The sequence below is a fragment of the Neisseria sp. HMSC074B07 genome (genome assembly GCF_001810355.1).
In the GTDB taxonomy this organism is placed as follows: Bacteria; Pseudomonadota; Gammaproteobacteria; order Burkholderiales; family Neisseriaceae; genus Neisseria.
On record NZ_KV800935.1, the window covers coordinates 1 to 11818 of the forward strand.

Genomic DNA, 11818 nt, shown 5'->3' on the forward strand with positions numbered 1-11818 from the left:
GCCAACTGCACACCGCCAATGAAAACATCCACCTGGTCAGCGGCAACCATACCGACATCACCGCCGGTCAAAGCCTGACCGCCCATGCGGCAGAGAGTCTCAACCTGTTTGCGCAAAGCAGCGGCATCAAGGTGCAGGCCAATCAGGGCAAAGTGGAAGTGCAGGCACAGAATGACGAGTTGCAGCTGAATGCGCTGAAGGATGCAACGTTAACCAGCAGCGCAGGGAAAATCACCATTGCGGCGAAGGAAGAGATTCTGATTACCTGCAAAGGGGCGTATATCAAGCTGAGTAACGGGGAAGTGGAGATCGGGAGTCCGAAGCTGGTTAGGGTGAAGGCGCCGATGGAGGTGACGGGGCCGAATAGTGCAGGGGTAAATATGAAAAATATGCCTACTGTCAACCGATATAACCAGCAGTTTGTACTACAGTTACCTTCAGGAAGGAAATTGAAAGAATGGGATGTCAAATTAAATAGTGAACATGAAGAATTATTTTTGGAAACTTCAAAACAAGGCAAAACAGAACGTATTTATTCGGATAAGCAGGAAACGCTGAGCTTGGATAATGTATGGTATAAAATAGAGTTTATTCAAAAAGATAAGGAGAATTAAATGGCTTTTAGGGATTATATTGTTCAGGCTGAGACGGAAACAGATACTAAAGCTTGCACTTATGAACAAGTTGAGTGCCCGAAATGGTGGGATATGTGGCAGCAATATGCCTATATGCAGCTTTCCTTTGCATCGCAGAATGGGCAGACTGCCGTTTTCAGCGCGAGTCCTGTACCAAGGGCAAAGACCATTGCCGGTATCTACGCACGTTTTTATTTGGAACAGGAAAAATATGGCAATCCCAAACTGATGGGTAGGTATTATTGGATGGGATTAGGGGCATTTGCTTCTAAAACAGTCGCCTTTTCTTTTAACGCATGGCAGTCTCATTTGGCTAATGACGCAACTAGAATTCTGATCGCCGGAAATTTTTGGCTGTTTATGGATGTTTCCCCTTGGCACTGGGGATATAACCAATGCGAACAAAGTTTCAACAAATGTTTTGAAAAGCGGGATTATTCTAACTTAGCCAAGGTTCAACCCAAAGTTGCAACGGCGATCCAGCAGTTTATCAGTTTTTTTGGAGAACCTGAGGCATTAAAGGAAATTGGCTACTTCAAAACGAGGAAGGGCGCTTATTTGATGAAATCGTTTGAATATTTGCAGGAGGTTGAAATGCTGATGAAGAAAAAACAAACTGGTTCTCAAGACAAACTAATTGATGAAAAAATAAGACAAGCCCAATTCAAGCATCTGATCGAACTTGCCAATCATGAGCAAAGGATCGTTCTGCAACCCCTCTGCTGGAACAAACCCAAACTGAGAAGCGCAATGAAATGGATGAGGTTTGTTTCCGCTGTAGCACCCGATTTGAAGTTGGTACTGACCGAACGTCAAAATAGTCAAGATTCAAGGTTTGTCAGCACCCCTTCGGATAAAGAGGTTTCGGAAAAAATGCCGAGTTTCGAAGTAGAAAATGTCGAGCACCGTATGATATGGATTAAGGAGGCAGCAAGAAAATACCACAGACTGATGAAGGAGCAGCCCGAAAAAATCCATGCCTCGCTCAAAGCCTTGGCTGGATGGTATTCGGATAAACTGACTCCCAAGGCTTAAAAGGGAATCGTACATGAAAAAATTCCTCAAAACCCTCCCCGTCTTAGTAGTATTTACCGTATGCGCTATTGCATATGCCCCCCTGTTTGCCCAAAAGGATTGGAAAATGAATACAGGCATTCCCGAAATCTCCCTGCGTGAAAACGAGCAAGAACTGGTTAACCGCTTAAACGGCGGTTACGAACAAATATACGGTACAGGCTTTATCAGTCTGGGCGATCACCCCAAGATACGCTTCAAGCATGGGGAACACAGCTTTATGCTGCCGGACAACAGTCACGTATTGGCTTCCAGTCAGGAAGGAAACGGCTGGGGCGTAACCAGTATTGAAGTGGATGCGGAGTTTTACCGCTCCGACCGACCTGACAAACATTTTCAAGCAAGGAAAAAGTTTTTAGGGCTGCTGCGGGAGCTGCAAGCTAAAGGCTGGAAGCGGTATTACTATCCTGGCGGCGCACGGATGGTCGATAAAATAGATATTTTTCAGGGCGGGGAATATGTCTATATAGATTACGAACCAAGCGAGCAGGAGTGGCTAAATGTCTTTACCCAAGGACTTGAAAGCCTTTCCTATGAACTGTATGTCGACGGAGTTATATTATCTATTAGCCTTAATGCAGACTCCAACGAATATTGGCAAGGCTACTCGATATATAAGATTAGTATGGAGTTCGATGCTTTGGAATATAAATTTCAGGATTACAGTGGTGTTTACAAGAGAGATAACGACGACCGCTTTATCCCTGCAAAGTGGCTGCCCATGGTGGAAGAAGTGTTGCAGTCTAATGATAAATACCGTATGGAAAAAGAACGCGAGCTGAAAAGGCAGGGCATAAAAATAGACGAAAGCTATCAAGACCCACTGCCGAAGATATATACCGACTATTTGAAAAATAAAGGTAAAAAATACTGATTAGCCAGCATAGGTTAGGTTAAAAACCCAACTTTAAAAAAGGTCGTCTGAAAACTTTCAGACGACCTTTGCGTTTATTTAGGATCGCAGCGGAAATGGTAGGCGCAGATTTCGAAGCCGTTTTTGAAATACAGGCGGTGTGCATCGACGCGGTCGTGGTTGACGTGGACGTTGAGGTGGATTTTGGTCACGCCCGTTTCCGCGCCGATTTTGCGGACCTCTGCCAACAGGCGGGAGGCGTAGCCTTTGCGGCGGCTTTGCGGCAGGGTAACGATGTCGTCGATGTGGATATGGCGGCCGCTGGCGAGGTTGCAGGCTTCGCGGAAGCCGCAGACGGCGACGGCGTTGTGTTTGCCTTCTTCAAAAATACCCAAGAGGCGGTAGCCGGCGGGGCGTTGGATGGTGTTGATTTGTTCGGTAAATTTGCTGATGTCGGTCAATGCGGAACGCAGGACGCTGAGGGCGGCGAAGGCGGTGGATGTGTCTTCGGGCGGGATTTCGCGCAAAATGTATTCGGCGGTGGCTGCTTGAGTCTTTGCTTTTTCGGCGGCGTGTTTTTCTTCGATGGCTTGCGCCAGCGGGACGCGTTCGGCAGGTTCGCCTTGTGCTTTTGCTTCCTGTTCTTTCAAAAGCTCTTTGCAGTCGATGATGCGCAAGTCATTGTCGGCGGCAAAGTCCATCAGGAAACGGAACATCTGCGGATTGTCTTCTTCGAGTTTCTTATCGACGGCGACGCAGCGGACGTTGTCCACCAGCATGGGGCGCACCCAGTTGGAGTAGGACAGCCGGTTGTCTTTGGTGAATGAGGACAATATGCCGCACAGGCGTTCTGCCCAGTCGCTGGGACGGAAAATCTTGCCTTTGTTGGTTGTGCCGTGAATCACGACTTCGTAAGGGTTGCAGACTAACATGGCGGTTTCCTGTGTAGAGTTTGAAATTAGGGTGAAACCTTTCAAAAACTGCTTTTCGTCTTTGTTTTTTATTGATTTCACAAAAGAATATATTTCGCAATTATACCCTACTGTCCGTGCTTCGTGGCGTTCGGGGCCGGAGTCAGATTTTTTGTTTTTTGAAAAACGACAAGGGTCGTCTGAAAATGGAACGTTAAATTTCAGACGACCTTTGAGCCGTAGCGGCAATATGATGTGTGATGTGTTTGGGATGAAACGGCGGATTACCTGTATTACAAGCATCGGCGCCAAGGCGGATGATTGCCGTCCGACAAAGATGGCATCGTTTTATTTCAGCCCGGCTGCATCCCCATTCCCCGCCTGAGGACACACGTCGCCGCACAAACAAAAAACACCAACTGCGCCAGATTAAACGTCGCCCCGCCAAGCGCGGCGGCAACGGGTGATTGCGGAAACAGGCTGCACGAAACCGCAATAACCGTTCCTACCGGCAACGGATTGCACCATGCAGTGACACGCGGAAGCAGCGCCCTACGGCGCAGCGTCTGTACCAGCAACAGCAGCCATCCCGCCGCAATCGAACCGACCGAAGCCATCCAGTGCACCTCCAGCATCCGGTAAAAATGACGGAACAGCGTCAGTAGCGGCGGATAATCGTCCGGCACGGCATTCAGCAGCACCTTGGCAACCATGCCCGTAAAATAAAAACCGGCATGCCCCAAAGGCGACAGCGCATATCCGAAAAACAGCACTGCAAAACCGACCTTGGCCGTGCGTCCGGGCCGCATCAGCCGGTAAACGCCGAATGCCGCCGCCAGATACAGCACCGCAGAAAACGTCGCCGGCAACACGCCCCACAGCAGCCGTTCGGGCGAGCCTGCCTGCATCAGCACGGCAAAATCCGCCGCCTCACCCAACTGCGGCGCCAGCGTCTGCGAAAGCAGGGGATAACGTTCCGGCGTCTGCACGAATCCGACCAGCAGCATATCGGCAACAGTCCAGCACACCGCCGCTGCAATTCCCGCCCAAAGCAGCAGAGAAAGTCGGGAAACAGCGGTTTCAGACGACCCGCACCTAACGAATGCTTCATTTTGATTTTGCATATCATGGAATCCTGTCGGGGTATTCTCGACAATAAAATAGACTATTAAACAGGAAGATAAGTTCTCAAATTATCGGTACGTCCTATGATGTTTTCACAAAATTTCCGGCAACTGCTTAAATTCATAGGGAATAACATAAGACCGTCTGAAACTATTTCAAATAGCCTTAAATCATTCCGGCAAGTAAAATTCAGACGACCTGCGTCTGATGTTCGTCGCCGCTTCGCCCGCGGATAATGCCCAAACGGTAAACGGTTTCGCCTTCTCGCTTTTTCACGCTTGAAATCCTGCTGTCTTCGTGTTGTTGCCACCACAGAATACTTCATGTAAATTTCCGCCTGCTCCAACAACCTCTATTCCAAAAAAACCACCATGAACATACAAAAATATACCGCAACCCTCCTGCTCGCCGCCGCATTCTCTGTTGTACACGCCGAACCGCAAGAAGCATCCTTCCAAGACCAATGCGCCCTGGTCGGACTGATGGCTCAAACCGCTATGGGCGAACGTTTGTCCGGTACGGGCCTCGGACAAACCGTCGAAAAAATGAACGAACGCTTTATGGTTGTTGCCAAAAACGATTACAGCCGCTCCTTCATTCAAGGGCTAACCGAGCGCGTGGCGCAAGAAATCTACCACTTTCCGCAATCGGCTTTGAACGCCGTCCCCAAATCCGACTACGCCATCTTCGCCCGAGATACGGGCAAGGCGGAATATCAGCTTTGTATGAAAGCCCTGACGGGCAAAACCGAATAAAGCAGGTCGTCTGAAAAGGATGAAACCCCATTTTTCAGACGACCCCTTTTCACGAAAATCCGAAACCCCACCCCGTCAAATATGCGATAATACCGCCACCTCAAACCGATTTCAGACGACCCATGCGCCTTAACGCCCGCCCCGCCCGTTTTGCCCGTACCGCACGCCGCGGCGCGTTCGTCGTTGTTTCGTAAAACCCCGCCTTAGCGGGGTTTTTGCCGAATTGAAGAAAGGAAGCCGAATGCCCAACCCGCTTTACCGACAACACGTCATCTCCATTTCCGACCTGACGACCGAACAGCTCGAGCTGCTCCTGCAAACCGCCCTCAAGCTCAAAGCCGACCCGCGCGACGACCTGCTCGAAGGCAAACTTATCGGCTCATGTTTTTTCGAACCCTCCACCCGCACGCGCCTGTCGTTTGAAACCGCCGTACAACGATTGGGAGGCAAAGTCATCGGCTTTTCCGACGGCGCGAACACTAGCGCGAAAAAAGGCGAAACCCTCGCCGACACCGCCCGCATCATCTCCAGCTACACCGACGCCATCATCCAACGCCACCCCAAAGACGGCGCGGCGCGCGTGTCCGCCGAGTTTTCCAAAGTCCCCGTCATCAACGCCGGCGACGGCACCAACCAACACCCCAGCCAAACCCTGCTCGACCTCGTGACCATCTACGAAACCCAAGGCCGTCTGAACAACCTCAAAATCGCCATGGCGGGCGACCTCAAATACGGCCGCACCGTCCATTCCCTCTGCCAAGCCCTCAAACGCTGGGACTGCGAATTCGCCTTCGTCTCCCCGCCCAGCCTCGCCATGCCCGAATACATCACCGAAGAACTCGAAGCCGCAGGCTGCCGCTACCAAATCCTGCCCGACCTCGAAACCGCCGTCGAATGGGCGGACATCCTGTACATGACCCGCGTCCAGCGCGAACGCTTCGACGAACAAGAGTTCGCCAAAATCCAAGGCAAATTCAACCTCAACGCCGCCATGCTCGCCAACGCCCGCCCCAACCTGCGCGTGTTGCACCCCCTGCCGCGCGTTGATGAAATCCACCCCGACGTCGATGCCACGCCGCACGCCTACTATTTCGAGCAGGCGACCAACGGCGTTTACGCCCGCATGGCGATTTTATCGCTGGTGTTGAACGAAGAAGTATAAGGAGCAAATATGGAAACCCCCAAACTCAGCGTCGAAGCCATCGAAAAAGGCACCGTCATCGACCACATCCCCGCAGGCAAAGGCCTGATTATCCTGCGCCAATTCAAACTGCTGCACTACGGCAGCGCCGTCACCGTCGGCTTCAACCTGCCCAGCAAAACCCAAGGCAGCAAAGACATCATCAAAATCACCGGCGTCTGGCTGGACGACAACGCCGCCAACCGCCTCGCCCTCTTCGCCCCCGAAGCCGTCGTCAACACCATCGACCACTTCAAAGTCATCAACAAACGCCGGCTCACCCTGCCCGACGAAATCGCCGAAGTGTTCCGCTGCCCGAACACCAACTGCGCCAGCCACGGCGAGCCGGTGAAAAGCTGCTTCTACGTCCGCAAACAAAGCGGGCAGACCAAGCTCAAATGCCACTACTGCGAAAAAACCTTCAGCCGCGATTCTGTGGCGGAGGCTTAGTTTTCGCTAAGGCTGGACCGGCATGAATGCAAAAGGTCGTCTGAAAACTTGAAATCAGGTTTTCAGACGACCTTTTTATAGTGAAAAAGAAATGAGCTACGCGAACTCTCATGCCATGTATCCGAAATCCTATCCACAACATCCTCAACAGACGAGAGCAGACTTAAAGAGGTCGTCTGAAACCCCATTTCAGGATTTTCAGACGACCTCTTTCATCATCAAGAATGGCACAAAGCCATCTGCCTTTTAAAACGTAAACCCGGTTTCCAATTCATCATCGCCGACCAGTTCGACCAACAGCGCGTAAAGCGGAGCAAGCTCGGTGTAGCGGCGGGAGGTGCGGCGCAGGTAGTTGAGGAAACGCGGGATTTCGGGGCGGTATTTGTCCTTGCCGTCGCGGTAGTACAGGCGGGCGAAGATGCCGGCGACTTTCAGATGACGCTGTACGCCCATCCATTCAAACCAGCGGTAAAACTCGTCAAACGCGGCGGGTACGGGCAATCCGGCGGCGCGGGCTTTTTCCCAGTAACGGATGACCAAGTCCAAGACGAATTCTTCTTCCCATTCGATGAAGGCGTCGCGCAGGAGGGAAACCAAGTCGTAGGAAATCGGGCCGTAGAGTGCGTCTTGGAAATCGAGCACGCCGGGTCGGCCGGTGGTGAGCATGAGGTTGCGGACGATGAAGTCGCGGTGGACGTACACCTGCGGCTGGGCAAGCAGCGGCGGCAACAGGGTATCTACGGTTTGCTGCCAAAGCTGGCGTTGTTTGAAGTTGAGTTCGCGTCCGAGTTCTTTGGCGACGAACCATTCGGGGAACAGGTTGATTTCGCGCAGCATGATGTCGCGGTCGTACTCGGGCAATTCGCCCGCGCGGCTCGCTTTTTGCAGCTCGACCAGTTCGTCTATGGCTTCAAGCAGCAGGACTTTGTGTGCATCCGCGCCTTGCTCTTGCTGCATGGCGGTCAGGAAAGTGGTGCTTCCCAAGTCGTTGAGTACCATAAATCCTTGTGCTTCGTCCACATACAATACTTGGGGAACGTTAAGCATATTGAAAAGTTTTTGCACTTTTAGGTAAGGAGCGACGCTCATTTTATCGGGCGGAGCGTCCATGCAGATGACGGTCTTGCCGTCGGCAAACGTAGCGCGGAAGTAGCGTCGGAAGTCGGCATCGGCGGCGGCGAAGCTCAATTCGAAGTTTTGTTCGGGATAGACGGCGCGAAGCCAATTTTGTAATTCGGTTTGTCGTTGCATAGCGGTGTCGCGGATTTTCAGGTTAAAATAACCGCTATTCTAACTGGCAAACCGATTTAAGGGGCGATTTTGGCTCGTTTATTTTCACTCAAACCATTGGTTTTGGCGTTAAGCGTCGGCTTCGGCGCGGGAGGGGCATATGCGCAAAATGCATCTTTGCCGCAACCTGCCGATTACGAGCCGGTAAAGACCACCCCGCCTGCGGTTCAAAGCGTGGAGAACCATCGTCCGGCCGATCAGGACAAATTGTCCTTGGGCGATACCTGCCTGTTTTGCCAGCATCAGGCTTCGGAAGCAAACAAGCAGCCTGAAATCAAACGCAGCGGTGAAGAACCCCTGCCGCAGGACTACACCCGCGTGATTGCGGACAAGGTTGCCGGACAGTCTAAAGTCGCCGTCCGCGCCGAAGGCGACGTCATCATCGAGCGCAATCAGGAAGTGTTGAACGCCGATTGGGCGGATTACGACCAAACCAGCGATACTGTCAGGGCGGGCGACCGCTTTACGCTGTATCAAGACGGCTCGACCGTCAGCGGCGATACTTTGGTGTATAACCTGAAAGACAATACCGGCTCGAGCGAATACGTCCGCGTCGATGCCGAAAAAGACGGCCGCCGCCTCCAGAGCGTCAGCGAAAAGGCGGAAATGAAAGGCAAAGGGCTGTACAAGCTCATCAATACCAAATTCAATACCTGCTCGCCCGGTGATGCGAGTTGGTTCATCAAAGCGAAAAGCATCGAAACCGATCAGGAAACGGGCATAGGCGTGGCAAAAGACGCATCGCTGGTGTTCGGCGGTGTTCCCGTACTTTATACGCCTTGGGCGGACTTCCCGCTCAACGGCCATCGCAAGAGCGGCCTGCTGGTGCCGACCTTGTCAACCGGTTCGGACGGTTTGGAACTCGCCCTTCCCTATTATTTCAACCTCGCCCCCAACTTGGACGCCACCTTCCGCCCTGGCATCATCAGCTCGCGCGGCGTGCAGCTTGGCGGACAGGTCCGCTATCTCGAGCCGAAATTTAACGGCGTCATCGACGGCGATTGGATGCCGCACGATAAAAAACGCCACGAAAACAACCGCTATCAAATCAAGTTTGACCACAACCACCAACTGACCGACAAACTCAGCGGCGGCATCAGCTTCAATCAGGTTTCAGACGACAATTACTACCGCGATTTCTACGGACGCGAGGACATCGCCAGCAACGTCAATCTCAACCGCCAACTGTGGCTGAACTACGGCGACAATATCTGGGGCGGCTCTTTTGATGGTGCGTTGAACGTACAGAAATACCAAACCCTTGCCAACCAAAACGGTTACAAAGACGAACCTTACGCCATCATGCCGCGTCTGACCGGACGTTGGCAGAAAACCATAGGCAAGGCGAATATCAACGTATTCAGCCAGTTCACCCGTTTCGTACACGACAGCAAACAAGATGGTAGCCGTACCGTGCTGTATCCCAGCGTCCGTTGGGATTTCAACAACCAATGGGGCTATATCCGTCCGAAAATCGGCGTACACGCGACTTATTACGACTTAGGCTCGTTCGGCAACCAATCCAGCCGCCGCGTCAGCCGCGTATTGCCGATATTCAACGTCGATACCGGCATGACCTTCGAGCGCAACGCCAATGTGTTCGGCAAAGCCTATCTGCAAACCCTCGAACCGCGCCTGTTCTACAACTACATCCCGACCAAGTCCCAAAACGACTTACCCAATTTCGACACCTCGGAAAACAGCTTCTCTTACAACCAGCTTTTCCGTGAAAACCTGTACGTCGGCAACGACCGCATCAACTCCGCCAACAGCCTGACCGCTGCCGCGCAAACCCGATTCCTCAATCCGAACAACGGTGCCGAGCTGTTCCGTGCCGGCATCGGACAGAAGTTTTATTTCAAAAACGACAACGTATTGCTGGACGGCAGCGTCGGCCGTTATGAACGCAGCCAATCCGACTGGGTCGGCTTCGCGCACGGCAAACTGAGCGACAGCATCCATGCCGGCTTCGATATCCACTACAACCAAAACGAAAGCCGCGCCGAAAGCTACGCCGCGACCGTCCGCTACAATCCCGAGCCGGGCAAAGTATTGAGTGCACGTTACAAATACGGCCGCAACGAACGCATTTACCTGCAATCGGACGGCAACTATTTCTACGACAAAATCCGCCAAATCGATTTGGCGGCGCAATGGCCCATCCGTAAAAACCTTTACGCCGTCGCACGTTACAACTACGAAATCCAAGCCAAGAAACCGCTTGAAATCTTAGTTGGCGCGGAATACAAAAGCGATTGCGGCTGCTGGAGCGCGAGCCTCGTCGGACAACGCTACGTGACCGGCGAAAACAGCCGCAAAAACGCCGTATTCTTCAATCTCCAACTCAAAGACCTGAGCAATCTCGACAACAACCCATTTGAAAAACTGCGCTTGGCCATTCCCGGCTACAGCAAAACCAACGAGGTAGTTACCCCATGAACGTCAAACCCCTGATTCTTGCCGCCGCACTCGGTCTGGCATTGAACGCACACGCCGCGCCCAAAGCCGCATCCAAAGGCAAGCCGGTCAAAACGCAGAAAGCGGCAAAACAGGCAGCGGCAGCCACGCCTGCCGATTCGGGCGCCGTACGCCTTTCCGACGGCATCGCCGCCATTGCCGACAACGAAGTCATTACCCAGCGCCAGCTGGCACATGCCATTGCCGAAGCGCGCCAACACCTTCCCAAAGGCACGCAAATCAGCGAAGACGAACTCCGCCAGCAGGTCCTGGCGCAACTGGTCAACCAATCCCTGATTGTTCAAGCGGGCAAACGCCGCAACATTCAAGCAACCGATGCCGAAATCGATGCCGTCATCGCCCAAACGCCGTCGCTGAAAAATCCGTCCGCACAGACCCGCCGCGAAATCGCCGACACCATCATTATGGAAAAAGTGCGCCAGCAGGCCGTGATGCAAAACAGCCGCGTCAGCGATGCAGAAGTCAACAGTTTCATCGAGCGCGCGCGCCAACAAGGTGTCGCCCTGCCCGAAGGCGAACCGATGCGCCAATACAGCGCGCAGCACATCCTGATTAAAGCCGACAACGACAACGCAGCGGCAGGCGCGGAAAGCACCATCCGCAAAATCTATGCACAAGCCCGCAGCGGTGCGGACTTCGCCGGTTTGGCGCGCCAATATTCGCAAGACGGCAGCGCGAACAGCGGCGGTGATTTGGGTTGGTTCGCCGACGGCATGATGGTCGCGCCCTTTGAAGAAGCCGTCCACAAGCTCAAACCCGGTCAAATCAGCCCGCCCGTACGCACACAATTCGGCTGGCACATCATCAAGCTGAACGACGTCCGTGACGCCGGTACGCCCGAAGAGCGCCAACGCAACGCCGTACGCCAATATATGTCCGGACAAAAAGCCCAACAAGCCACAGCAAACCTGCTGCGCGACCTGCACTCGGGCGCGTACGTCAACATCCGCTAAGATGTTGTTGAAAAAAGGTCGTCTGAAACTTTTCAGACGACCTTTTTTTGTTTTAGGTCAACCTTCTCCCTAACACACCAGCCTAATCGCAAATCGAATATCCATCGGGACAAA

11 protein-coding genes are annotated in these 11818 nt (G+C 52.8%); 8 read left to right on the plus strand and 3 right to left on the minus strand.

What is annotated here, in order from left to right; genetic code table 11:
- From HMPREF2726_RS06375 to HMPREF2726_RS06385, 3 genes are all read left to right on the plus strand, one after another.
- On the plus strand, nt 1-614 hold a 614-nt coding region (locus HMPREF2726_RS06375; protein ID WP_246827871.1), incomplete at its 5' end, for a DUF2345 domain-containing protein.
- The gene (locus HMPREF2726_RS06380) at nt 615-1670 is read left to right on the plus strand and encodes a DUF2515 family protein (protein ID WP_070602670.1); all 1056 of its coding nucleotides are present in this window, start codon (nt 615-617) and stop codon (nt 1668-1670) included.
- Between the two features lie 13 nt (nt 1671-1683).
- On the plus strand, nt 1684-2583 hold the full coding sequence (locus HMPREF2726_RS06385) for a hypothetical protein (protein ID WP_070602672.1): 900 nt from the start codon (nt 1684-1686) through the stop codon (nt 2581-2583).
- A 74-nt stretch (nt 2584-2657) separates the two neighbouring features.
- Here HMPREF2726_RS06385 and HMPREF2726_RS06390 read toward each other — a convergent pair whose 3' ends face one another.
- Both HMPREF2726_RS06390 and HMPREF2726_RS06395 read right to left on the minus strand, forming a co-directional pair.
- Nucleotides 2658-3494: a GNAT family N-acetyltransferase gene (locus HMPREF2726_RS06390; protein WP_070602674.1), complete on the minus strand. Its 837-nt coding sequence runs from the start codon at nt 3492-3494 to the stop codon at nt 2658-2660.
- Nucleotides 3495-3826: 332 nt separating this feature from the next.
- Nucleotides 3827-4597: a DUF6796 family protein gene (locus HMPREF2726_RS06395; protein WP_009312647.1), complete on the minus strand. Its 771-nt coding sequence runs from the start codon at nt 4595-4597 to the stop codon at nt 3827-3829.
- Nucleotides 4598-4969: 372 nt separating this feature from the next.
- Between HMPREF2726_RS06395 and HMPREF2726_RS06400 the strand changes: the two genes are divergently transcribed.
- From HMPREF2726_RS06400 to pyrI, 3 genes are all read left to right on the plus strand, one after another.
- Nucleotides 4970-5353 carry a hypothetical protein gene (locus HMPREF2726_RS06400; protein ID WP_009312646.1) on the plus strand — a complete coding sequence of 128 codons (384 nt, stop codon included), beginning with the start codon at nt 4970-4972 and terminating at the stop codon, nt 5351-5353.
- A 241-nt stretch (nt 5354-5594) separates the two neighbouring features.
- Nucleotides 5595-6515, plus strand: a complete 921-nt coding sequence (gene pyrB, locus HMPREF2726_RS06405; protein ID WP_070602676.1) for an aspartate carbamoyltransferase — start codon at nt 5595-5597, stop codon at nt 6513-6515.
- Nucleotides 6516-6524: 9 nt separating this feature from the next.
- Nucleotides 6525-6983 carry an aspartate carbamoyltransferase regulatory subunit gene (pyrI, locus tag HMPREF2726_RS06410; protein ID WP_070602678.1) on the plus strand — a complete coding sequence of 153 codons (459 nt, stop codon included), beginning with the start codon at nt 6525-6527 and terminating at the stop codon, nt 6981-6983.
- A 246-nt stretch (nt 6984-7229) separates the two neighbouring features.
- Here pyrI and amgK read toward each other — a convergent pair whose 3' ends face one another.
- Complete coding sequence (gene amgK / locus HMPREF2726_RS06415; RefSeq protein WP_070602680.1) at nt 7230-8234, minus strand: N-acetylmuramate/N-acetylglucosamine kinase AmgK; 1005 nt, start codon at nt 8232-8234, stop codon at nt 7230-7232.
- A 69-nt stretch (nt 8235-8303) separates the two neighbouring features.
- Here amgK and HMPREF2726_RS06420 point away from each other — a divergent pair, with 69 nt between their 5' ends.
- Nucleotides 8304-10712: an LPS-assembly protein LptD gene (locus HMPREF2726_RS06420; protein ID WP_210399683.1), complete on the plus strand. Its 2409-nt coding sequence runs from the start codon at nt 8304-8306 to the stop codon at nt 10710-10712.
- Nucleotides 10709-11704 (plus strand): peptidylprolyl isomerase, encoded by a 996-nt coding sequence (locus tag HMPREF2726_RS06425; protein WP_003768499.1) that lies wholly within the window; start codon nt 10709-10711, stop codon nt 11702-11704. The genes HMPREF2726_RS06420 and HMPREF2726_RS06425 overlap by 4 nt, the downstream gene beginning before the upstream one ends.
- Nucleotides 11705-11818 lie beyond the last annotated feature (114 nt).

Bases quoted from the DNA above. Each gene is read 5' to 3' on its own strand.
- HMPREF2726_RS06380 (WP_070602670.1), top strand. From the start codon at position 615: ATGGCTTTTAGGGATTATATTGTTCAGGCTGAGACGGAAACAGATACT.
- HMPREF2726_RS06385 (WP_070602672.1), top strand. From the start codon at position 1,684: ATGAAAAAATTCCTCAAAACCCTCCCCGTCTTAGTAGTATTTACCGTA.
- HMPREF2726_RS06390 (WP_070602674.1), bottom strand. From the start codon at position 3,494: ATGTTAGTCTGCAACCCTTACGAAGTCGTGATTCACGGCACAACCAAC.
- HMPREF2726_RS06395 (WP_009312647.1), bottom strand. From the start codon at position 4,597: ATGCAAAATCAAAATGAAGCATTCGTTAGGTGCGGGTCGTCTGAAACC.
- HMPREF2726_RS06400 (WP_009312646.1), top strand. From the start codon at position 4,970: ATGAACATACAAAAATATACCGCAACCCTCCTGCTCGCCGCCGCATTC.
- pyrB (WP_070602676.1), top strand. From the start codon at position 5,595: ATGCCCAACCCGCTTTACCGACAACACGTCATCTCCATTTCCGACCTG.
- pyrI (WP_070602678.1), top strand. From the start codon at position 6,525: ATGGAAACCCCCAAACTCAGCGTCGAAGCCATCGAAAAAGGCACCGTC.
- amgK (WP_070602680.1), bottom strand. From the start codon at position 8,234: ATGCAACGACAAACCGAATTACAAAATTGGCTTCGCGCCGTCTATCCC.
- HMPREF2726_RS06425 (WP_003768499.1), top strand. From the start codon at position 10,709: ATGAACGTCAAACCCCTGATTCTTGCCGCCGCACTCGGTCTGGCATTG.